The sequence below is a fragment of the Pseudarthrobacter xylosi genome (genome assembly GCF_055412765.1).
In genome coordinates this window covers 407624-430044 of the sequence record NZ_JBVAYT010000004.1, presented here as the reverse complement: position 1 = coordinate 430044, position 22421 = coordinate 407624, and the positions used below count along the sequence as shown (strand labels likewise).

22 protein-coding genes and 1 other RNA gene are annotated in these 22421 nt (G+C 60.8%); 8 read left to right on the top strand and 15 right to left on the bottom strand.

All coding sequences use genetic code 11. The features are described from left to right. Positions 1-97: 97 nt before the first annotated feature. From ssrA to ACZY1F_RS11960, 13 genes are all read right to left on the bottom strand, one after another. Positions 98-466, bottom strand: a transfer-messenger RNA (tmRNA) gene (gene ssrA, locus ACZY1F_RS12020). Positions 467-554: 88 nt separating this feature from the next. Then, a complete protein-coding gene (gene smpB / locus ACZY1F_RS12015) occupies positions 555-1025 on the bottom strand; it encodes an SsrA-binding protein SmpB (protein ID WP_160672161.1) in 471 nt (156 codons plus the stop codon). An 87-nt stretch (positions 1026-1112) separates the two neighbouring features. Next, complete coding sequence (locus tag ACZY1F_RS12010) at positions 1113-2540, bottom strand: peptidoglycan DD-metalloendopeptidase family protein (protein ID WP_463941895.1); 1428 nt, start codon at positions 2538-2540, stop codon at positions 1113-1115. Positions 2541-2567: 27 nt separating this feature from the next. Beyond that, positions 2568-3482, bottom strand: a complete 915-nt coding sequence (gene ftsX, locus ACZY1F_RS12005) for a permease-like cell division protein FtsX (protein ID WP_463941894.1) — start codon at positions 3480-3482, stop codon at positions 2568-2570. Further along, positions 3482-4273, bottom strand: coding sequence for a cell division ATP-binding protein FtsE (gene ftsE / locus ACZY1F_RS12000; protein WP_463941893.1), 792 nt, complete (start codon positions 4271-4273; stop codon positions 3482-3484). The genes ftsX and ftsE overlap by 1 nt, the downstream gene beginning before the upstream one ends. Before the next feature lie 178 nt (positions 4274-4451). Beyond that, positions 4452-5567 carry a peptide chain release factor 2 gene (prfB, locus tag ACZY1F_RS11995; protein ID WP_463915118.1) on the bottom strand — a complete coding sequence of 372 codons (1116 nt, stop codon included), beginning with the start codon at positions 5565-5567 and terminating at the stop codon, positions 4452-4454. 53 nt (positions 5568-5620) lie between these two features. Further along, entirely contained in the window at positions 5621-6034 is a 414-nt protein-coding gene (locus ACZY1F_RS11990; RefSeq protein ID WP_463941908.1) for a pilus assembly protein TadG-related protein, read from the bottom strand. Positions 6035-6098: 64 nt separating this feature from the next. Next, complete coding sequence (locus tag ACZY1F_RS11985; RefSeq protein ID WP_463941892.1) at positions 6099-6584, bottom strand: hypothetical protein; 486 nt, start codon at positions 6582-6584, stop codon at positions 6099-6101. Next, on the bottom strand, positions 6565-7008 hold the full coding sequence (locus ACZY1F_RS11980; protein WP_463941891.1) for a TadE/TadG family type IV pilus assembly protein: 444 nt from the start codon (positions 7006-7008) through the stop codon (positions 6565-6567). Before ACZY1F_RS11980 ends, ACZY1F_RS11985 begins: the two co-directional genes overlap by 20 nt. A gap of 3 nt (positions 7009-7011) precedes the next feature. Next, on the bottom strand, positions 7012-7278 hold the full coding sequence (locus tag ACZY1F_RS11975; protein WP_463941907.1) for a hypothetical protein: 267 nt from the start codon (positions 7276-7278) through the stop codon (positions 7012-7014). An 80-nt stretch (positions 7279-7358) separates the two neighbouring features. Beyond that, positions 7359-8300 carry a type II secretion system F family protein gene (locus ACZY1F_RS11970; protein WP_463941890.1) on the bottom strand — a complete coding sequence of 314 codons (942 nt, stop codon included), beginning with the start codon at positions 8298-8300 and terminating at the stop codon, positions 7359-7361. Next, positions 8297-9151 (bottom strand): type II secretion system F family protein, encoded by an 855-nt coding sequence (locus tag ACZY1F_RS11965; protein WP_463941889.1) that lies wholly within the window; start codon positions 9149-9151, stop codon positions 8297-8299. Before ACZY1F_RS11965 ends, ACZY1F_RS11970 begins: the two co-directional genes overlap by 4 nt. Further along, positions 9151-10374, bottom strand: a complete 1224-nt coding sequence (locus ACZY1F_RS11960; protein ID WP_463941888.1) for a TadA family conjugal transfer-associated ATPase — start codon at positions 10372-10374, stop codon at positions 9151-9153. Before ACZY1F_RS11960 ends, ACZY1F_RS11965 begins: the two co-directional genes overlap by 1 nt. 712 nt (positions 10375-11086) lie before the next feature. Here ACZY1F_RS11960 and ACZY1F_RS11955 point away from each other — a divergent pair. Further along, positions 11087-13573, top strand: a complete 2487-nt coding sequence (locus ACZY1F_RS11955; RefSeq protein ID WP_463941887.1) for a GH25 family lysozyme — start codon at positions 11087-11089, stop codon at positions 13571-13573. A gap of 60 nt (positions 13574-13633) precedes the next feature. Here the strand turns inward: ACZY1F_RS11955 and rfbA are convergent, their stop codons facing one another. Further along, the gene (rfbA, locus tag ACZY1F_RS11950) at positions 13634-14503 is read right to left on the bottom strand and encodes a glucose-1-phosphate thymidylyltransferase RfbA (protein WP_463941886.1); all 870 of its coding nucleotides are present in this window, start codon (positions 14501-14503) and stop codon (positions 13634-13636) included. 56 nt (positions 14504-14559) lie between these two features. Here rfbA and rfbB point away from each other — a divergent pair, with 56 nt between their 5' ends. From rfbB to ACZY1F_RS11930, 4 genes are read left to right on the top strand one after another with little or no spacing between them, the layout of a single operon-like run. Then, the gene (gene rfbB / locus ACZY1F_RS11945) at positions 14560-15558 is read left to right on the top strand and encodes a dTDP-glucose 4,6-dehydratase (protein ID WP_463941885.1); all 999 of its coding nucleotides are present in this window, start codon (positions 14560-14562) and stop codon (positions 15556-15558) included. 3 nt (positions 15559-15561) lie between these two features. Continuing rightward, on the top strand, positions 15562-16977 hold the full coding sequence (locus ACZY1F_RS11940) for a sugar nucleotide-binding protein (RefSeq protein WP_463941884.1): 1416 nt from the start codon (positions 15562-15564) through the stop codon (positions 16975-16977). 41 nt (positions 16978-17018) lie between these two features. After that, positions 17019-17711: a glycosyltransferase family 2 protein gene (locus tag ACZY1F_RS11935; protein WP_463941883.1), complete on the top strand. Its 693-nt coding sequence runs from the start codon at positions 17019-17021 to the stop codon at positions 17709-17711. 9 nt (positions 17712-17720) lie between these two features. After that, a complete protein-coding gene (locus tag ACZY1F_RS11930) occupies positions 17721-18110 on the top strand; it encodes a DUF2304 domain-containing protein (protein WP_463941882.1) in 390 nt (129 codons plus the stop codon). A 73-nt stretch (positions 18111-18183) separates the two neighbouring features. Here the strand turns inward: ACZY1F_RS11930 and ACZY1F_RS11925 are convergent, their stop codons facing one another. After that, on the bottom strand, positions 18184-19065 hold the full coding sequence (locus ACZY1F_RS11925) for a glycosyltransferase family 2 protein (protein ID WP_463941881.1): 882 nt from the start codon (positions 19063-19065) through the stop codon (positions 18184-18186). A 169-nt stretch (positions 19066-19234) separates the two neighbouring features. Here ACZY1F_RS11925 and ACZY1F_RS11920 point away from each other — a divergent pair, with 169 nt between their 5' ends. Genes ACZY1F_RS11920 through ACZY1F_RS11910 form a run of 3 tightly spaced genes read left to right on the top strand, consistent with a single transcriptional unit; the run spans position 19235 to position 22009 of the window. Beyond that, complete coding sequence (locus ACZY1F_RS11920) at positions 19235-19993, top strand: glycosyltransferase (protein ID WP_463941880.1); 759 nt, start codon at positions 19235-19237, stop codon at positions 19991-19993. Further along, positions 19990-20928: a glycosyltransferase gene (locus tag ACZY1F_RS11915; RefSeq protein WP_463941879.1), complete on the top strand. Its 939-nt coding sequence runs from the start codon at positions 19990-19992 to the stop codon at positions 20926-20928. Before ACZY1F_RS11920 ends, ACZY1F_RS11915 begins: the two co-directional genes overlap by 4 nt. Continuing rightward, positions 20870-22009 carry a hypothetical protein gene (locus tag ACZY1F_RS11910; protein WP_463941878.1) on the top strand — a complete coding sequence of 380 codons (1140 nt, stop codon included), beginning with the start codon at positions 20870-20872 and terminating at the stop codon, positions 22007-22009. Before ACZY1F_RS11915 ends, ACZY1F_RS11910 begins: the two co-directional genes overlap by 59 nt. Positions 22010-22421 lie beyond the last annotated feature (412 nt).

The window sequence follows — 22421 nt, the reverse complement described above, 5'->3', positions numbered from 1 at the left end:
CCAGAGAATCCGGACAAAGAAAAACACCCCGGTCCGAAGACCGGGGTGTAACCGATGACTCGACTCATCCGTGAAGGATGTCTCGACTCACCACAAAATGTGGAGATGGGGGGAATTGAACCCCCGTCCGATGTCGTGTTAACAGGTCTTCTCCGGGCGCAGTTTGCGTCGGATTTTCTCGGCCCCAGCCCTCCTGCAAACAGGTGGCTGATCCGGGCCCAGTCATCTAAGAGTCCCGTTTGCCCCGATGACGGAGGCAAGCAGCAGTGGCTATCTAAATGACGCCAGGATCCGGGGCAATAGCAACCTCGGGCTGACGGACTGTCTTACTGCTTAGGCAGCGAGAGCGAAGTCAGTGCGGTTTGATTTGGCACTTATTGGTTTGCAGACAGCGTTTACGAGATAATTCTGCATCCTCGGCCCGCTTCACCTGTCGCGACTAACATCGTCGAAACCGATCATCCCCGTATTTTGTTTTCAAACCGGCCGGGCTGTGCAGGCACAAATCCCTGCCGGACTACCTATCCTAGCGCATCCTCGTCGGAAAACATTCCCTACCGGCGGTTGCGTTCGCGGACCTCGCGAAGGGCTTCGCGATTGTCCTGCTGCTCACGCAGGGTCTGGCGCTTGTCGTACTCCCGCTTGCCGCGGGCGATCGCGATTTCCACCTTGGCCCGCCCGTCGAGGAAGTACAGCTGCAGCGGAACCACAGTGAAACCGGACTCGCGGATCTTCACAGAGATTTTGTTGAGCTCCTCACGGTGCAGCAGCAGCTTCCGACGGCGGCGTGCGGAGTGGTTGGTCCAGCTCCCCTGGTTGTACTCGGGGATATGGATGCCCTCCATCCAGAGCTCGTCGTTATAGAACGTGCAGAAGCCGTCCACCATGGAGGCGTGGCCTTCACGCAGGGACTTGACCTCGGTCCCCATCAGGGCGATACCAGCCTCGTAGGTATCCAACACAAGGTAGTCATGCCGGGCCTTGCGGTTGGTGGCCACTACTTTACGGCCACTTTCTTTGGGCACGGTGGAACTCCTCAGTTCTTGAATCCTGGTTGGCTCCGGCCGTTCCGGTGCGGAGTCATACCAGTGTACGGCAGGGGCGGACCGGCGTTACAGCAGGCGCATCGGGTCGACTGCGGCCCCGTTGAGCCAGGTCTCAAAGTGTGCGTGGCAGCCCGTTGAGTTGCCGGTGCTGCCCGAGTAGGCGATGAGCTGCCCGGCGGAAACCTGCTGGCCATTGGAGACCACAATGCTGCTGTTGTGGTAGTAGATCGTGGTCAGCGAGTTACCCTGCACCACCCCGTGGGACAGCTTCACCCGCCAGCCGCCGCCATCGGCGGAGTTCCAGCCTGAGGAGAAGACCTCGCCGGCTGCCGCAGCGTAGACCGGCGTGCCGCAGGCGGCGCCGAAGTCGATGCCGGTGTGGAGGTAACCGCCGGTGCCGTAGAAGTCGATGGTTCCCGGCGGCGTGGCACGCCAGCCGAAGCCGGAAGTGATGGGCACGTCGCCGGAGAAGGGGTGCCGCAGTCCAAAGGCCGACGGCGAACCGGTCACCGGAACGTACGGCGCTTGTGCAGGCGGAGCCTGGCCTTGCGCGGCTGCCTGGGCGGCAGCGGCTGCAGCGGCAACCTCCGCCAGCCGGCGTTGTTCGGCTTCCCAGGCCTCACGCAACCTGCGGTCACGCTCTGCGATCTCGTTGGCAACGGAGTTCTGGCTTGCGGCAACCGCCGCGATCTGGCTCTGGATGCCCGGCTTCGCCGCCTGGAGTTCAGCGTCAAGTCTTGTTGTGTCGGCGATCAGCTGGTCAACCTGGGCCTTCTTGGCAGCGGCCTCGTCGCGCGCGGCCTTTTCCCGCTCCAACGCTGCGTCCGCCTTGGCTTTGAGGTCCCTGATCTCGGCCTCAACGGCTTCGAGCCGGGCCTGGGAGTTCACGTTGGTGGCGCTTTGCTGGGATAGCTTGTCCATGGCGGCGTTCTGGCTGCGCATGGCCTGGTCCGCGAGGTCCATGGTATCGGTCAGGCTGCCGCCGTTGTTGGCCCCGAAGAACAAGGTCAGGTTCGACGGGACGCCGCCGGACTTGTACGCCTGGGTGGCGATCTGGCCGATCAGCTTCTTGGTATCCGCGATTTTCTGCTTGTCAGCCTCAAGCTGCTGCGTGATTTTGGCTTTGTTCTGCTGCGCAAGGTCAACGCGCGCCGTCAGCGCTTCGACTTCCTTGACCGCACTGGCCACGCGCCCCTGGGCTTCCAGGAGAGCCTGCTGTGCGCCGGGCAGCTGACCTTGGTAGATCACCAGGTCGCCAGCGGCCTTCGCGATGCGTGAATCCACAAATTCCAACGACTGCTGAACCCTGGCCGCCTCCGCTTCGAGGGCGGCACGCTTATCATCGAGCTCATCGGCGTGCGCCGCGGGCGCCGACGCGCCCATGCTGGCGGCGAGGAGAAGTGCCAGGACGCCGCTTATCAGGCCGGCGCGGCGGCCTGCAGGTCGCGTGCGTTCCGCCCGGTGCCGGGGCGCAGTTCGGTGCAATTCGATCATCAGGATTCCTTGGTCGGTTTGCACAGCCTAAACCTTCAAATATCTGCGTAAGGTCAAGAGAGACGAAATTCCCGCCAAAGATCCGCCAAGGATCAGCAAGGCCGGTGCGAGTATCAGCGTCTGCCCAGGGGAGATAAACGCCGTGTCCGGATACTGCTTGGACAGGTACTCGCCCAGGAAGAAGTGCGCCACTGCCCACAATGTGCCGGATGCCAGGGCGGCGCCGATCACAGCCGCAATCACGCCTTCGAGGATGAATGGGAGCTGGATGACCATCTTGGACGCGCCCACCAGGCGCATGATTCCGGTCTCGCGGCGGCGGCTGAAGGCCGAGAGCCGGATGGTGGTGGCGATGAGCAGGATGGCGCAGACAATCATCACACCGGCAATGCTGACGGCCACCAGGGACGCGGCGTTCATTGCGGAGAAAAGCCTCTCAAGCAGCTGGCGCTGGTCAATGACCGTTTCGACGCCCGGCTGCGAGGAGAACGTCTCGCTGATGATCTGGTACTTTTCCGGATCCTTCATGTTGATCCGGAAGGAAGAAGGCAGCTGGTCCGGCGTGACGGAATCGACGATCGGAGAATTGGAGAACTGGTCCTTGAAGTGCTTGTAGGCCTCATCCTTGGACTCGTACTGGAAATCGTTGACGTACTGGGCCACGGCAGGTGATTCGAGCAGGGTCTGCAGGTTGTCCTGCTGCTCCGGGGTGACCGGCCCTGTGGCGCAACCGGCCGCCGTCGAACCGTCACTGCAGAGGAAAATGGCGACCTGGACTTTGTCGTACCAGTAGCCCTTCATCTGGTTGATCTGGAGCTGGAGCATGCCTGCGGCACCGACGAATGTCAGTGAGACAAAGGTGACCAGGATGACCGAGACCACCATGGAAATGTTGCGGCGCAGTCCGCTTCCGATTTCACTGAGAACAAAGGCGAGCCTCATCACTGCTCCTCCCCTGCATCGGGATTGCGTTCCCCGAGCGCGGGCGGCTGGGCTTCGTCCCGGCCGCTGGCGTCCCTGAGCCTGCGGGACTGGCCCACCACGGGAATCATGGAGGTATACAACGCCCTGGCCTCGTCGCGGATCACGATGCCGTTCTTGAGCTCCACAACCCGCTTGCGCATCTCGTTGACGATGTCGTCGTCGTGCGTGGCCATGACCACGGTGGTGCCGTTCTGGTTGATTTTGTCCAGCACGCCCATGATGCCCATGGAGGTGGTGGGGTCCAGGTTGCCGGTCGGTTCGTCGGCGAGGAGAATCCCGGGCCGGTTGACCACAGCGCGGGCGATGGCCACACGCTGCTGCTCGCCGCCGGAAAGCTCGTGGGGAAGGCGGTTTTCCTTGCCTTCCAGGCCCACAGTCTTGAGGACTTCAGGGACAGTGTCGCGGATAACGCTGCGGCTCTTCCCGATGACCTGCATCGCAAAGGCAACGTTGGCGAACACGCTCTTCTGCGGCAGGAGCCGGAAGTCCTGGAAGACCACGCCGATGCCACGGCGGAGCCTGGGCACGCGCCAACTGGAGATCTTGGCGACATTCTGCCCGGCCACGTATACGGCACCCGAAGATGCCCGGTCTTCCTTCAGCACAAGCCGCAGGAAGGTGGACTTTCCGGATCCGGAAGCGCCGACGAGGAAGGCAAATTCACCACGGTCTATCTCAAGGCTGACATCGTCCAGCGCAGGCCGGGCCGTCTGGTCGTAGACCTTGGTGACATTTTCGAATCGGATCATGGCCCTAAGTACCCTGCAGGGCATGGCTGGTACAGCCCAGATCTGCAGCCGGCGCACGGGCATTCGTTTGGGGGAAGTAGAGCTCCGGCTCCTCGACTATACGCAGTCTTTTGGCCGGTTTTCGGGGGCTTCGGGGGTGTGTCGCGGGATCGGGCCAACCGGGCGGGCCCGGCCGGTGCTACTTCGCAGCGTTGCGGTTGTCGGTGCGCCAGCGGATCCCGGCGTCTATGAAGTCGTCAATTTCGCCGTCAAACACTGCGGAGGTGTTACCCACCTCGTGTTCGGTCCTGAGGTCCTTGACCATCTGGTACGGGTTCAGGACGTAGGAGCGCATCTGGTCGCCCCAGGATGCCTTGACGTCGCCGGCGAACGCCTTCTTCTCAGCGTCCTCCTGTTCTTTCTTCAGGAGAAGGAGACGCGACTGCAGAACGCGCAGGGCCGCTGCCCGGTTCTGGAGCTGCGACTTTTCATTCTGCATGGACACCACAGTGCCGGTGGGGATGTGGGTCAGGCGAACGGCGGAGTCAGTGGTGTTAACTGACTGGCCGCCGGGGCCGGAGGACCGGAACACGTCCACACGGATCTCGTTGTCCGGGATGTCAATGGAATCCGTTGACTCGATGAGTGGAATGACCTCGACGGCGGCGAAGGACGTCTGGCGGCGGCCCTGGTTGTCGAAGGGGCTGATCCGGACCAGGCGGTGGGTTCCGGCTTCGACGCTGAGCGTGCCGAACGCATACGGAGCCTTAACTTCGAACGTTGCAGACTTCAGTCCCGCCTCTTCGGCGTAGGACGTGTCCATCACGGTAGTGGGGTAACCATGGCGTTCGGCCCAGCGAAGATACATACGCATCAGCATTTCGGCGAAGTCTGCTGCGTCAACGCCGCCTGCCCCTGCCCTGATGGATACGACGGCTTCACGTTCGTCGTATTCTCCGGAAAGAAGGGTGACCACTTCGAGGTCTTTCAGGGATTTCCGGATGGACTCCAGCTCGGCAGCGGCTTCGCCCATGGAATCGGCGTCGTCTTCGTCCTGCCCGAGCTCCACCAGCACTTCGAGGTCATCAATCCGCGACACCAGCTTGTCCAGCCGCTCCAGCTCGGACTGGCGGTGCGACAGGCGTGAGGTGATCTTCTGGGCCGCCGCGGGGTCATCCCACAGGTTGGGCTCGCCGGCGCGTTCGCTCAGTTCGGCGATGTCTTCCTTCAATGCCTCAACATCGCTGACTTGCTCGATGGAGGTGTAGGTGGCGCGAAGAGCGCGGATTTCTGCGGAAAAATCAATAGTGGCCATGGTTGTTTAAGCCTACGCTATTAGGCCACAGTGCCGGACTTCCCTGCTTCCGCTCATCGGGTGAGCCGGGAACGCGCCGTGGAGGCCGCTTGAATTCTTATCCCATCAGGCACGAGGAAGTTCACTACCGGCGGGTGGACAACAGCACTGAGAACCACGACGGCGGTGGATCCGTCAGGGCTGCCGGTCCCCGCTGAAACGGCCAACCCGTCGAACCGGGCCGACGACGGGCTGCGGGCGATGAAGTCAGCCGCTACGCTGCGGACACGGCCAGAACCCAATACGGCTGAGGGGCTTCCGCCCTCTCCCCCGACCTCGCCCAAGGTAAAGCTGTCGGCGGCAGCCAGCGAGGCGCCGTCGGCCAGTGACAGCAACCTTTTGTGTTCAAGGTAGACGCTGGAAATGCCGATGACCACCGTAATCACCAGCAGGGCCATTGCTACGTAGCCAATGATCATGACGATCATCTGGCCGCCATCACCTGAATCGCTGTGCGGGGCTTCGGGGATCACTTTGTGCGTCACCTTTGGGTCACCGGAACCTGCCCACGAGTTGGGTGGACGAGGCTTCAACTTCGCTGGCCTTGAGCCGGAAGTCCTCGTTGAACGGCACAAAAGGCAGCGGCACAGTGAGGTTGACCGTGATGGTGACGGCCGTGCCCGCAGCCTGGCAGTCGGCAGGGTCGCAGCGGGTGGATACCCGCGCCTGCCCGGCATCGTGACCGAAGTCCGCGAGGGCAATGAGTGCCGTCTGTTCGGCGGCGGCCTGCGCCGATGGTGCATCCGACTGGGCCACGAACACCTTCGCGGCCTGGTCAGCCGCGCCGACTACGGCAAAGGACCCGCCTTGGATCTGGCCGACGGTGATGATGAAGTAGACCAGCGGGACCATCAAGAGCAGTGCGAGGAGCGTGAATTCGACCACCGCGCTCCCCTCATCCCTCGATCCCTCTTCAAGTGCGTCGCGGAATCTTTGGTGGAGACGGGTTCGCAGGCTTTCAGGGTTGGATTGCCGCATGGCCTTTCACCTCCAGCAGGTCCCGGGGCCCGATCAGCCCGATGATGGGCATGGGAGCTTTGATGGTCACTTCCAGGGTCCGCAAGCCCTGGAATGTCACTTCCGTAGTGCTGATGTCCTGCGCGAAGTCAGCATTTAGTGCGGTTCCAACCAGCATTGCTGCCCGTTCCTCGGCATCTAATGCTCCCCGGTCCGCGAGCGTTCCATAGCGTGCCCCGGAGGCGGCGGCGTCGATCATTGTGTTGCGGACGTGTAGGACAAGGGTTAGCTGGATGATCGCCAGGAAAAACATGGTGAGCAGCCCGCCAACCATAACGAAGTCCACTACGGCGGAGCCCCGTTCATCATTACGGCAGCCAGCCTCGGCGCCGCCCCTGAACCGGCGCGGTCGCCTGCTGTAGGTGCACTGGCTGGCGCCCAGCATGCTTTACTTGCCGACCTTGTCCATCGCCTGGTTGAACATCGTTTCGAGAGCCGGGCCTGCGAGAGCCAACAAGGCCGCCACCAACACGGCAGACATTAATGTGATCATCACCCAACCAGGCACGTCACCGCGCTCCGGGTGGTCGCGGACAGACCCGTCGGGATCTGTCTCCGCGTATCTCCGGCCTGAAACAGTTTCACTGGTCCATGCCCACAGGCCAGCCAGCAAGGCAAAGAGCAGCACTCTGCTCGAGATTCGCATGTTCTTCATTTCGGTCCCATTCATTGTGTAGGTGAAGCAGTAAGTGACGTGGCGGCTAAGGGATATGCGTGCAGGAGTGATGGTCATGGCTACAATCCGAGGCTGATGGCCGCGATGCCGGGGTACACCGCGAACACCACCGTTAAGGGAAGGACCCCAAAAACCAAAGGAACCATCATGGCAATTTCCTTTTTGCCCGCCGACTCCATGAGGTCCCGTTTTGCCGTGTCCCGGACGTCCTGGGCCTGAGCCCTCAGCACATCTGCCAACGGTGTGCCTCGCTCGACCGCAACGATGATGCCGTCAACAAACCTGACGAGCGGACCCAAATCTGTCCGGGAGGAAAACTCCTGGAGCGCTTCCACCAGCGGTTTCCCCGCCCTGGTCTCAGCAAGAATCTTGGAAAACTCCTTGGCCAGTTCCCCACTCGCACTGCGACAGACGCGGTCCAGTGCACCCGTGGCACTTTCACCGGCACCGACAGCCAGCGCCATAAGCTCGGCGAGACTGGGGAATTCTGCCATCATTCGGGATTCCCGCCTGCTGATCTGGACACCGAGCCAGAAGTCCCTGAAGAGAAACCCGCCGAGCGCGCTTCCGAGGACGGCCACAACCGCGAAAAACGGACTGAAGCGGCCGGATACCGCGCCCAGTACCACCGCCGCAAGGGCAGCAGCGAATCCCGCGGCAGCCCAGAGGAGCTGTTCCGCCCGGAAATCGACAGGTGATTTGCTGATCCCCGCTTGAGCCAGCCTTCGGGTCAGCGTCTTTGACCCGAGGTTTAACTTCCCGAGGGCAGCGAGCCCGTCGTGAAGCAGGGGACGCACGATCCGTTCCAATGGCCCGAATGGCGTGGCGTTCTGCCCGCTTGCCCGCAGTAACCGCGATTCAAGGTTTTGCGATTTCAGCTGTGGCTCGATGCGCTCGACGAACGTGAGCGGTCGCATAAAGGGCAGCCTAACGAAGAGCAGCCACAGGCCCGTCCCGAGGACGATACCGCACGCAATCGCCGCAGCAGAGATCCCGTTCATCGCAGCACCCGTTCATCCTGCGGAAGGGCGCCAATGCGCAGCATGATGGAGTAGCAGACCAGCGACACAACCAGTCCGCCTAGGAGGACAGCGACTCCCATGGGCGTGTTGTACGCGTTCACGGCCTCAGGCCTGGTGGCCAGGAGGAGCATCACGATCCAGGGAGCGGCCACCGCGAGTCTGGCGGCGTTGACCGTCCAGGACTGCCGGGCCTCAAGCTCGCTGCGGGTCCGCGCAGTCTCCCGGAGGAACTCCGCGAGGGTGCCCAGCAGTTTCCCCAGGTCCGAACCGCCCACTTCACGAGTGAGCCGGAGTGCCTCGACAATCCGGTCCGCCACAGGGTCTGCCAAGCGGTCCTTGAGTTTGTTGAGAGATGCATCGAACTGCCCGCCGGCACGGTAGTCGGCCCCGAAGTCGCGGAAAACATGCCGAAGCTCCTCGGGCCCCTTCTCCCCCAGCTGGATCAAGGCCTCCGGCAGTGAAAGCCCCGCGCGGATTGCTGAGCGCAAATGGTCCACCACGTCCGGCCACAGTTGGCGAAGCACCGCGGTTCTCCTGTTTGCCCGCCACCGGACAATGCTGATCGGCAGCCAGGCGCCGAATAGTCCGAAGCAGACGGATATCGGCCATGACCGGCTGACTACAAAGAAGATGAGAGCCACAAAAATGCCCAGTCCCAGGCATGAGGCAACAAGTCCCGCCCCGGTGACCCTTTCGATTCCGGCCGAGGCCAGCAAGTCTTCGAGGCGGCTGACTCTGGGACGGCGCTTCCGTGCGGCCGGTTTCTCCCAGAACGACCACCAAATCAGGAAGAGCCCCGCGCCCGCAAGTACCCCTAGCAGAGGCGCCATCAGCGCGGCTCCAGCAGCGCCGCGACGTCGTACCCTGCCCGGGAAAACTTCTCTGCCGCGGGCATGGAGTTGGCCCGCGGCAGCAGCTGGCCATTCTCCATGGCGAAAACCATCGAGGACTCGATGATTCCGTTTTCCACTCTCCGGCCGAGGGAAAGGATCTCGGTTACCTGGCGTCTGCCGTTGGCATGGCGGCTGCAGTGGATCACGAGGTCGATGCAAGACGCCACGGTGGGAACCACGAACGCAGACGAGATATTTTCTCCGGCGAGTAGTGGAAGCGTACAGATCTTGGTCACCGCGTCATGGGCTGAGTTTGCGTGGACCGTGCACATGCCTGGTAAGCCACTATTTAAGGCGATCAGCATGTCCAGGCTTTCCGCTTCACGTACCTCTCCCACCACTAAGCGGTCCGGGCGCATCCGCAGGGCTTCCTTGACAAGTCTGCGCAGTGGGATCTCGCCCTCGCCTTCGAGGTTAGGCTGCCTGCACTGGAGTCCCACAACGTCCCGAAGCGGGAACTGGAGTTCAAAAATTTCCTCGACCGTAATAACGCGCTCACGGCTGCCTATGCTCGCTGCCAGGCAGTTGAGCATCGTGGTCTTGCCCGCTTGGGTCGATCCCGACACGAGGATGTTCAGTCCGCTGGAAACCGCAGCGCCGAGGAATCGTGCGGACTGGGGTGTCAACGTCCCCAGCTCGACCAAATGCTCAAGGCGGCTGGCCTTCACCACGAACTTGCGGATATTCACGGCCCAATGCCTGCGGGTGACATCCGGGATGACCACATGCAGCCTGGAACCGTCGGGCAAGGCTGCGTCCACAAAGGGCGATGACATGTCCAAGCGGCGGCCCGAACTCTTCAGCATGCGCTCCACGAGATCGCGAACTTGCTGGTCAGTGAGGCTAAGGGAGGTCAGTTCCGATTCGCCGTTCCTGGCGACGTAGATTTCGTTGGGCGCGTTGATCCAGACTTCCTCGATGGTCGGGTCATCGAGCAGCGGCTGGAGGACACCGAACCCGGCTACCGCGTCAAAGACAAACCTGCGCGCAGCCTCCAGCGGACCAATCGGAGGCAGCGGCCCCATCAGGGCGCGTTCGTCGTAGTCACTGACAGCCGCTTCAACGAGGCGACGGACCTCGCCAGCCTGCCGCAATGGATCAAGACCCCGACGGCGGATCAGCTCGCGGACTTCGTCTTCCACGATTCGCACAGCGTCCATGTTGTTCCCCAATACAACTACCGCCCCCGGTGGAGGCAGTTCAACTGGGTACAGCCTATGGACGCTGGACCACGCCGCCAAGTCATTCGGAGCGGGCTGTGGATAACAGGGACGCATCATTCACATTGGCAACACCGGAAACACTGGTTACAGCAGACACTGCGGTGCTAGGGTGAGCGCGTTAAGTCCCGAACTTTCCAGTTCAGAGTCTCCTGAACTGGTCCCACTAGTGACGCGCTCGAGTCGGCGCCTCATTGCCTCCGGAGCCAATATGAAGCGGAACCAGCCCAACGGTCATCGTCCTCTCTTTCAAGTAGTGGGGACAGCAATCTTGGCTGCCGCACTACTGGCAGGGCCCGGACTGGCTGGAGCCGCCTTCGCCGTAGAACCTAGTCCCACGGCCACAACTGGTTCAACCTCTTCAACGTCCGCGCCGGCCCCGTCTCCCTCTCCGGCGGTTTCTTCGTTGGCGCCTAAACCGGCTGCGACTGGAACTTCTACGCAAGCTGCACCTGCGCCTGCCGTCGCGCCGACCCCAACGGGATCGCGCTCTCCTGACCCTGTACCAGCCGGCGTCAACGAATCCATAACGGACGCCGTAGGCGTTGGCGGTGCGGAGATGGGCCAACGGTCCGCACGAGTGGCTGCATCATCTTCAAGCTCCAGTTTCAAAAAGCTCAGCACTGAGGCGCTGGGAACCGAAGGTACGTGGATGCCGACCTTCGGCGTCCAAGGCCTGGATGTGAGCGGCCACCAGCCCACGGTGGACTGGCAACAGCAGTGGAATATGGGTGCGCGGTTCGCTTACGTGAAAGCCAGCGAGGGAAACTACTACACCAACCCGTCATACAGCTCGCAATACCAGGGTTCTCGGGAAGTTGGCATGATTCGTGGGGCATACCACTTCGCCATCCCCAACTGGTCTTCGGGCGCTGACCAGGCACGTTATTTTGTCGAGAACGGTGGAGGCTGGTCCGCCGATGGCTACACGATGCCGCCGGTCTTGGACTTTGAATTCAACCCGTATGAAGGCCGGACCATCAACGGCTTCTACTTCGGTAACACGTGCTACGGCATGTCGTCTGCTCAGCTGGGTTCATGGGTCCGCGACTTCGGTAGCACCATGGAAAGCTTGACCGGGCGCCTTCCAGTTATCTACACCAACACAAGCTGGTGGAATCAGTGCCTCGGCAATCCCTCAGGGTTCGGTGATTATCCCCTGTGGGTGGCCGCCTACCCCAGCTCACCGACGAACAACGCCGGCGCAGTGCCTACTGCAAGCTGGACCAACTACAGCATGTGGCAATACAGCAGCACCGGACCGTTCGCTGGCGACTCGAATGTCTGGAACGGCGATTACAACAGCCTGCGTACCTTCGCACAAAGCGATGTTCCGCGCGCAGCCATCGATGAAATCGCTGCCTACCGTGGTAGCCATGCCTCGCTGGCCAACGCGAACACTCCCATCGTCTGCGGCCTCGCGAAAGGTGGTTGTTATCAGGGATTCCAAGGCGGAACCGTAATGTGGTCCGGATCCTCGGGCGCGTTTGCGGTCACAGCCGGACCTATTGCGGCGGCTTGGAGAGCAGCGGGAGCCGAGGGCGGCTCGCTGGGTTATCCGACAAGTGACCCGATCTGCGGCCTGAAGAACAATGGCTGCTTCCAGAATTTCCAGGGAGGGAGCATCCTCTGGTCAGCCGGCACCGGAGCTGGCGTGGTCCAGGCCGGACCGATTCGGGACTACTGGGCGGCGAGTGGTTACGAAAACGGACCGGTCGGTTATCCAACCAGCAACAAGGTGTGTGGACTCCGGCTTGGCGGCTGCTTTCAGCTGTTTCAGGCAGGCACCGTGCTCACAAGTAACGCCAGCACCGCCAGCCTTGTGAAGTCCGGCCCGATACTTGACGCCTGGGCTCGGGGCGGGTTCGAGAACGGCCTTCTCGGATACCCAACGGCCGATTCCACGTGCAACGCCTCAGGCTGCACGCAGAACTTCCTTGGTGGCCTGGTCGCATTGACCACTTCCGCCGGGGCCTGGCCCATCTACATGGGCATGGCTGACTCCTGGAAGTCTGCCCGCGCACAGTCCGTAGCCATAGGTTTCCCGGTCAGCCCCGAGGTCTGTGGCATCCGCGGCGACGGCTGCTACCAGCTGTTCCAGGGCGGAGTCCTACTCTTCTCGCCAGCCACGGGCGCATTTCCCGTGGTCGGAAAGCTGTTGAACTATTGGCAAAAGTCAGGGTTTGAAAATGGTGCCCTCGGCTACCCGACGTCATTTCCGGCGTGCAACCTCCCCGACGCCGGGTGCCTTCAGTCATTCGAGCAGGGCACAGTGGCCTACTCAGCTTCCACATCGATTCAAACCGTCTCCGCTGGGGCTATGCGCAATTCGTGGGTGGCACAAGGTTCAGCCACTGGGTCCCTCGGCTATCCCACTTCGCCCAAGTACTGCGGTCTCAAGGGCGACGGCTGCTTCCAGATGTTTGCAAAAGGCGCCTTAATGTACTCGCCAGCGAGCGGGGCGCATCCGAGCGTCAACGGGCCAATCCGGGATCTCTGGCAGCGGGATGGCTTCGAAAATGGCAACCTTGGCTATCCCGCATCGAGCGTCCTGTGCGGCCTGCGCAACGGCGGCTGCTTCCAGAACTATCTCGGCGGTTCGGTCATGTGGTCGCCGGCTACAGGCGCACACGCCTTGAACTTTGGCCCCATCAGGGATGCCTGGGTCCGGTCCGGATTCGAAAACGGCTCGTTGGGCTATCCAACCAGCGCCCAGATTTGCGGCCTACGCAACGGCGGCTGCTTCCAGAATTTCGAAAAGGGAACTGTGATGTGGTCGCCGCAGACCGGCGCCCAACCACTGACGTCGGCACCGATCCAGGCACGCTGGGCCCAGTCTGGTTTTGAATCCGGCTCGTTGGGCTACCCGACCAGCGGATCCGTCTGCGGCCTGCGCGACGGCGGCTGCTTTCAGAACTTCGAAAAGGGAACCATTATGTGGTCAGCCACGAGCGGTGCTCATCCTCTGATTCCAGGACCGATCCAGCAGGCCTGGGCCGGGCAAGGCTTCGAGAACGGCGCTCTCCGCTATCCCACGACAGCACAGACATGCAGTGCCTCGGGCCAAAGCTGCACCCAGACGTTCCAGGGCGGCAAGATCGAATGGACCACGATTGGTGGGGCGAAGATCAGGCCATAGAACAAAAACCGGAGGGCGGGACCGAAAACGGTCCCGCCCTCCGGCGTTAAGAAGCCAGGCTCAGCGGCCGTGCTCGAGGAGATTCAGTAGATACTGCCCGTAGCCGCTCTTGACGAGCGGTTCGGCCCGCTGGCGGAGGTCGTCGTCGTCGAGGAATCCCAGGCGCCAGGCGATTTCTTCCGGAGCACCGATCTTTAAGCCCTGCCGGTTCTCCGTTGTCCGGACGAAGTTCGATGCATCATTGAGGTCGTTGAAGGTTCCAGTGTCCAGCCAGGCTGTCCCGCGCGGCAGAATTTCAACCTGCAGCTTGCCCCGCTCGAGATACGTCCGGTTGACGTCAGTGATTTCAAGCTCGCCCCTGGGGGAAGGCTTCAAGTTCTCGGCGATCTCTACAACATCATTGTCGTAGAAGTAGAGGCCCGGCACGGCGTAGTGGCTCTTGGGCTCGGCCGGCTTTTCCTCAAGTGAAATCGCCTTGCCGTTACCGTCGAACTCGACCACGCCGTAAGCCTTTGGGTCCGCGACCCAATATCCGAACACGGCCCCGCCGTCGATGTTCTCGAAGCGGCGCAGCTGCGTGCCCATGCCATGCCCGTAGAAGATATTGTCACCCAGCACCAGGGCCACGGTGTCATCGCCGATGTGCTCCTTGCCCAACACGAAGGCCTGGGCAAGGCCATCAGGTGCCGGCTGCTGCTTGTAGGTGATAGATACGCCAAAACGGGAACCATCGCCCAGAAGACGCGCGAACTGCTCGGCGTCGTGAGGAGTGGTGATGATGAGGATGTCCCTGATGCCTGCAAGGATCAACGTCGAAAGTGGGTAGTAGATCATGGGCTTGTCGTAGACAGGAACGAGTTGCTTGCTGACGCCCAAGGTGATGGGGTGAAGCCGAGAGCCGGTACCGCCGGCAAGAATTATTCCGCGCATGCCCCCCATCTTTCCCTTCGCTTACTGCGGCGGCAAATCCGGTAGTGTTGGAAACTATGCAGCGACTTCTTGTTACCGGTGGTGCCGGGTTCATTGGTTCGAATTTCGTCCACTACGTTCTGGAAAACACTGATGATCACGTCACTGTGCTGGACAAGCTTACTTACGCTGGCAATCTGGAATCTCTGAGGAATCTCCCCACGGATCGCTTTGCCTTTGTTGAAGGTGACATTTCCGATGCCGGTCTGGTGGACGGGCTCGTTGCTGATTGCGATGTGGTGGTCCACTATGCGGCCGAATCACACAATGACAACTCCCTGCATGATCCGCGGCCTTTCCTGGACACGAACATCATTGGCACGTACACGCTGATCGAGGCAGCCCGGCAGCACAACAAGCGCTTCCACCACATCTCCACGGACGAGGTCTACGGCGACCTCGAACTCGATGACCCCGAGCGATTCACCGAGCAGACCCCATACAACCCCTCCAGCCCCTACTCCTCGACGAAGGCCGGCTCAGATCTGCTCGTCCGGGCCTGGGTCCGCTCCTTCGGGCTGCAGGCGACCATCAGCAACTGCTCGAACAATTACGGCCCGTACCAGCACGTTGAGAAATTCATCCCGCGCCAGATCACCAACGTGATCGACGGGATCCGTCCCAAGCTCTATGGCAAGGGTGAGAACGTCCGGGACTGGATCCACGCGAACGACCACTCCTCGGCGGTGCTGGCGATCATCGCCAAGGGCCGGATCGGGGAAACCTACCTGATCGGGGCCGACGGGGAGAAAAACAACAAGGACGTTGTGGAACTGATCCTCAAGCACATGGGACAGTCACCGGACGCGTACGACCACGTCGTGGACCGGCCGGGCCACGACCTGCGCTACGCCATCGACTCCACCAAACTCCGGGACGAACTGGGCTGGGAGCCGGAGTTCTCCAACTTTGACGCCGGCATCGAGGACACCATCGCCTGGTACCGGGACAACGAGGACTGGTGGCGGCCGCAGAAGGCCCAGACCGAAGCCAAATACACGGAACAGGGCCAGTAGACGATGCCCATCGAGTTCTCGAAGAAACTTTCCGTGCAGGAGACTCCGATCCCCGGCGTCGTCCTCTACGACCTGCCCGTCCACGGCGACAATCGTGGCTGGTTCAAGGAAAACTGGCAACGCGAAAAAATGGTGGCGCTCGGGCTCCCCGATTTCCGTCCGGTGCAGAACAACATCTCCTTCAACGAGAAGGCCGGAACCACCCGCGGGATCCACGCCGAACCCTGGGACAAGTTCATCTCGGTCGCGACGGGCAAGATCTTCGGCGCCTGGGTGGACCTGCGCGAGGGTCCGTCCTTTGGCGCAGTCTTCACTGCGGAGCTGGACCCCAGCCAGGCGATCTTCATTCCGCGCGGGGTTGGCAATGCCTTCCAGACACTTGAAGACAACACGGCATACACCTATCTGGTCAATGACCATTGGTCCGCCGACGCCCAGGGCCAGTACACCTTCCTGAACCTCGCCGACGACACAGCAGCCATCCAGTGGCCTGTGCCCCTTGACCAGGCGGAGCTTTCAGACAAGGACAAAGCGCACCCCCGCCTCTCAGACGTCGTGCCTATGCCGGCGAAGAAGATCCTCGTGGTCGGTGCCGACGGACAGTTAGGCAAAGCACTGAGGGAGCTGTACGACGGCGACGCGACCGTTGAGTTCGCCGGTCGCGCCGGGTTCGATCTGTCCAGTGAAGCCTCCTTCGCGGAGCGGAACTGGAAGAACTACTCGACGATCATCAACGCTGCCGCCTACACCGCGGTCGACACTGCGGAGACTGCGGAAGGCCGGGCTGCTGCCTGGGCCATCAACGTCACCGCGGTCGCACGCCTGGCCCGGACCGCCGTCGAACATGACCTCACACTGGTCCACGTTTCCTCCGACTACGTCTTCGACGGCACGGCAGAAAGCCACGACGAAGACGAAACCGTCACCCCCCTTGGCGTCTACGGGCAGACGAAAGCCGCGGGCGACGCCGTCGTTTCCGTCGTGCCGAAACACTACATCGTGCGCACCAGCTGGGTCATTGGCGAAGGTAACAACTTTGTCCGTACCATGGCCTCCCTCGCATCACGTGGCATCAAGCCGTCCGTGGTCAATGACCAGATCGGCCGGCTCAGCTTCACCCAGGACATCGCCGCCGGAATCAGGCACCTGCTCGCCACCGGAGCCGGCTACGGCAAGTACAACCTCAGCAACGACGGCGACCCACAATCCTGGGCCGACATTGCCGGAGACGTCTACGAACTCTCAGGGGCATCCCGGGAATCAGTGACCGGTGTGACAACGGACGTGTACTTCGAAGGCAAGGCAGCCGCGCCCCGTCCGCTGAACAGCGCCCTGTCGTTGGCTAGGATCAAGGCAACGGGCTTTTCGCCAGTGCCCTCCCATGAGCGACTGACTGCCTACCTGCGCGACGAGGCCTGAGCGTGGGGACACTGTTACGCCGGCACGACACTCTTGTGATCATGCCCGCTTGGAATGAGTCAGAGTCCGTTGGAAACACTGTGCAGGAAGTTTTCGCTTTCGGACCTCCCTGTGATGTCCTCGTTGTCGATGACGGTTCCCGGGACAACACCGCCCAGGTTGCCCGCGATGCTGGCGCCACTGTCATTCAGTTGCCGTTCAACATGGGTGTCGGCGGTGCCATGCGAACGGGCTTCAAGTACGCCAAGAGCCGCGGCTATTCGCAGGTCATCCAGGTGGATGCGGATGGCCAGCACGATCCACGCGACATCCAATCCGTTCTGAACGGACTGGCTCACGCCGACATCGCCATAGGAGCCCGTTTCGCGGAAAAGGGCGACTACGTGGTCAAAGGTCCCCGCAAGTGGGCCATGAATGTATTGGCCTGGACTATTTCCCGCGTTGCTGGAAAACGCCTGACGGACGTTACCTCCGGATTCAGGGCAGCCAATGCAAAGGCAATCCGTCAATACGTTGACCACTACCCGGCGGAATACCTTGGCGACACCATCGACTCCCTGGTTGTTGCCATCCGCTCAGGATGCACTGTCCAGCAGGTTGGCGTTTCCATGCGCGAACGCCAGGGCGGAGCCCCCAGCCACGATCCCATCAAGGCGGCCATCTACCTCGGGCGCTCCGGGATGGCTCTGATGTTTGCTCTGACGCGCAAGAAATCCGAACCATCATCGAACTAGGAACCTGACATGTCGCTCCTTATGGGATCCATCGTCGTTGTGGCGATCCTGTTTTTCGTCTTTGAAATGCTGCGGCGCCAGAAGTTGCGGGAGAAGTATGCCGTTCTTTGGATTGTCATTGGTCTCGGTACGCTGCTGCTCTCGGCATTCCCAGGCCTGTTGGAACGCGCGAGCGCGCTGGTCGGAATCCAGGTTCCGGCCAACCTGCTTTTCATCATGACGTTGGTTCTGCTTGTCGGGGTTTGCCTCCACCTCTCCAGAGAACAGTCCCAAGCAGAAGACGAAGTCCGCATTCTTGCCGAAGAAGTCGCAATCCTGAAAGCGGAAATGAAAGAACTGCGGCGCCGGTTTGACTCGTCGAAGACTCCCGGGACGGACTACGGCCCCGTCTCAAACTGAAGCACCACACATCCGCTGAACCTCAAGAGGCGGCCGACCCAACCGGGGCGGCCGCCTCTTGACGTTCTCGCTGTCAGCTGACGATATGCTTCGCCAGCCGAGGCAGGGAATCAAATTTTCCATGCGCTATGGACTTGAGTACTAGCGCCCCGGCGTTGAGGCGGGACGTCGTATGGAAGGCCGCCGCCGTGGACGCCCGCTTCCAGCCAAGATCTTTGAACCGCTTTGCCTGAAGTTCAAAGAAATTTCGTTCCTCGTCGAAACGTCGACCGTCCAATGCGCGGACGGAAGAATCCGACGCCGAGTGCCGGCGGTAGAGGAATGAAAGCGTCGGATCGATAATCATGGAGCCACCTTCAGCCGCAATATCCAGCAGCAGGGCCAGATCCTGGACCACATCCAGACCTTCAGTGAACCCGATGCGGGTCACCGTCTCCGACCGCCATGCAAGGGACGGGAAATACGCCCAGTCGGCGCGGACGAGGCTCGTGGCCATCGCCTCACCCTTAAGCTCTAGGCGCTGGTTAGTCGTCGGCGCATATAGCTTCTTCACGGCGTCAACGAGCGGGTTACACGCGATCCCTTTCTCGTCAATGACCTGAACCCCTGGCTGCACAACATCGGCGTTCGGGAAGGCCTCAAAGGCGCCAACCACAATATCCAAGTAGTTAGGGAGCATGATGTCGTCCGCGCCCATGATTACAACGTAGGGAGCTTCGACCATGGTCAACGCCTTGCGGTAGTTGCCGTTCGCCCCGAGGTTATTTTCATTCTTCTGATACGTCACGCGCGGGTCAGTGATGGTTGAGAACCAACGCTCGGGCTCCGGATCCGGGTACCCGTCATCGATAACGATGAGCCGCCAGTCCTGGTTCTCCTGATTCATCACGCTGCGTGCTGCGAGTTTCATCTGATCAACATCGCCGTAGTATGGCAACATTACGTCAACGGTCATGGACCTGAGGTTCCTTCCGTAGTTTCCGCCCAAATCGCTCGGCGGCTGAGTCCCCTTGATTATAGTTGACCACCTTGCGTGCAGTCCGATCGGCCTGCCTTGCTAGACTGCTGGAGACCGGCCCCGCCCCGCCGGCGCACTACGGGGGCCCGAAGAGGAAGCAATCTTGATGGACCCCACACCCACCGTGAATCCACGCGTGAGCGTTTGCATGGCCGCCTATAACGGTGCCGCACACGTCGAAGAACAGATCAGCTCCATCCTTTCGGAGTTGGCCGCAGACGACGAACTGATCGTGGTTGACGACCGATCCACCGACGACACTGCAGCTATTGTCGCCGGGATCGAGGATCCCCGCATCCGTTTGATTGAGTCCGAAAGCAACGCCGGCTATGTCAGGACCTTCGAGTTGGCTCTCAGCGCGGCCAGGGGAGAGTTCGTTTTTCTGTCCGATCAGGACGATGTCTGGATCCCAGGCCGGGTTGAGCTCATGATTTCCGCGATGGACGGCAAGGACATGGTGGCAAGCAACTGCCAACACTTCGATGGCCCCATCGGGACATTTCATGAAATCCGTCTTCGCGCCAGGGACTCCAACCGTTCCGTGCGCAACATCATCGGCATCCTGGTCGGCTACCGTTTGCACTGGGGCTGTGCAATGGCCGTAAGGCGTCGGATTCTCAGCCAGATTCTGCCTTTCCCGTCACACATGGCTGAATCGCACGATCAATGGATTGCGATGGTGGGCAACGTCAAGCGCTCCATTGTCTATCTTGAAGCTGATACGATCCGGCATCGTTTGCACGGAGACAATCTCACACCAAAGGGAATTCGTTCTGCCTCAAAGATCATCCGTGCACGCGTGGCGTTCATCAGAAACGTCGTCGAAGCCGTGCGTCGTTCCTTCCTTCAAGGGAGGTCAGTATGACTACCAATGAATCCGTTGACGCGCCCTCGCCCAATACAGAAGTTTGCGCAGTTGTTTCCGCATTCAACCCGGATCCGGAAACCGTTGACAATATCAAATGGCTGCTCCGCTACGTCAGCAAGGTGGTCGTTGTTGACGACGGCTCGCCCGGAAACGTCGTTGATGCTCTTGCTGCACTCGAGGAGCTGGGAGCCGTGGTCATTCGACTATCCGAAAATTCCGGTATCGCCAAGGCCCTCAACACCGGGATAAGGGAAGCTCGCGAGCGGTGGAACCCTGAGTGGATAGTAACTATGGATCAGGATTCAAGATTCTCCGGCGACTACATCGCGGCAGCCTTGTTTACTGCAGAATCGTCGTCCGATCCGGCAAGTGTTGGGATGGTTTGCGCGGAGTCCCACAATCATGCGCCGCTCCCGACCCTGCGGGGAGATTGGGAGCCGCAGATCTTCGATCCCATGACGAGTGGCAGCTTGGTCCGCTCAACCGTTCTTGATTCCGTGGGATACCTTGACGAAGATTTCTTTATCGACTGCGTGGACTCCGAATTTAATGCCCGGCTGAGGGAACATGGGTTCCGCGCATTGGCTGGTCGTGGCTGCAACCTGGAGCATAGCCTCGGCAATGCCCGACCCATGAGAATACTGGGCTGGCATGCCAGAATCGGCCAGAAGAAACTGTACGTGTATTATCATGCCCCCTTCCGGGTTTACTACATCACCCGAAACTCGCTCGTTCTCGCAAGACGTTTCGCGATGAAACAACCGGTTTGGGTCCTCCGGCGCATATATATGGAGATACAAAGCCACATCGTGCGATTCGGTTTCGGACCCAACAGGCGCAAGCACCTGATCGCAGCCCTTGCCGGAATTCGCGATGCACGTCGCCAACACATGGGCAAGATCGACGAAACACTCGCTTCCCGTCTGCGCTGACCCGCGCCAGACCAGTTCCCCCGATCGAGAGATTACCGTGAGCGATAGCCCTCGCAAGATATTTGTCCTCTACCACCGAGGCCTGCGCACCGGCGGTCCCGAGGCCCTGCACCAATTGGTGTCAACCCTTCGCGGTCTCGGTGAAGAGGCATTCCTTGTAGCCCACCCGGCAACGGTCGGTAACGAACGCGTCGCCCAATACGATGCCTATGACGCGCCAGAAGCGGACGCGATCATCGACGCCCCGGAAAACGTAGTGGTTGTTCCGGAAACCTACATCGAGGATGTCTTTGCATTCAAGCATGCTCGAAAGATGATCTGGTGGCTGAGTATCGACAATTCACTGACCTTTATGGCCGAACGGCTGTGGAACCGGAGTCCAAGTGGGCCTTTCGAGAAAATACGCCAAACCATCGTCCCCTTCCTGCGAATGTGGAAGAACGGTGACGCGCCCGTGCAGCTGCGGCAGCGCGACGACATTGTTCATTTGGTCCAGTCGTCCTATGCCTGGTCATTTATTGCCAGCCGCCTGAACACCGTCCCTTCACTGCTGTCAGATTTCACACCCCATTCAGAATTCGGCCCGGCAGATGAAGCCAAACGCAATCCAAACCTGGTCACCTATAACCCCGCCAAGGGTGCCCACGTCATCGAGGCCGTCAGGAAAATCGTAGATCCTGCCATCCAGTGGCTGCCCATCCAAGGAATGACGCGGTCAGAAGTCGTCAGCGCCCTGCAGACCTGCGGAGTGTATCTGGACCTGGGACACCATCCGGGCAAGGACCGAATGCCCCGGGAAGCTGCATTGTCCGGCGCCTTGACCGTGGTGGTTCGCCGCGGTTCAGGCGCCTACTTCGCTGACGTCCCAATCCCGTGGGAGCACAAAATCATGCCGGGAGCTGCCGAAGTTTCGGCCACGGCTGCTGCGCTCCCCCACCTTATTGGAAACCTTGGCGAGGAAGTCCGAAAACAGGACCACTACCGCGCCGCGATCAAGTCCGAGCAGGATCGCTTCCGCCGCGAAGTTGCAGACATCTTTGTCAATGACCAGCTCGGCAAGGATGCTTATGACTACATGTAGCCGGCCCCCAGCGCTTCACGAAGTGCCCGAAGCATGATCAAGAGGATCGCCGCGTTCGCGGGACTGCCGCTGCTCGCGTCACTGGCATCCTTCATATTGCTGCCAATCATTGCCAGAGTCGGTGGCGCGCCTGTATGGAATTCCCTTGCCTTGGGCCAGGCGATAGGTTCAATTGCCGCAATAGTTGTTGGGCTTGGGTGGCCCCTCACCGGTCCGGCCGTGGTTGCCTCGTCGGGTGAAGAATCTGTTCGCCGGCGCCACTACGCCGTAAGTTTTGCTACGCGGAGTCTTGTTTTCGTTCTCGTTATTCCGGTCCTGGCACTCAGCCTGGCGCTGACAGGGAATCCTGGCTATTTCTGGGTGGCATTCCTTATGGCGTGCGCCCAAGCCGCCGCTGGCCTTACGCCGGCAT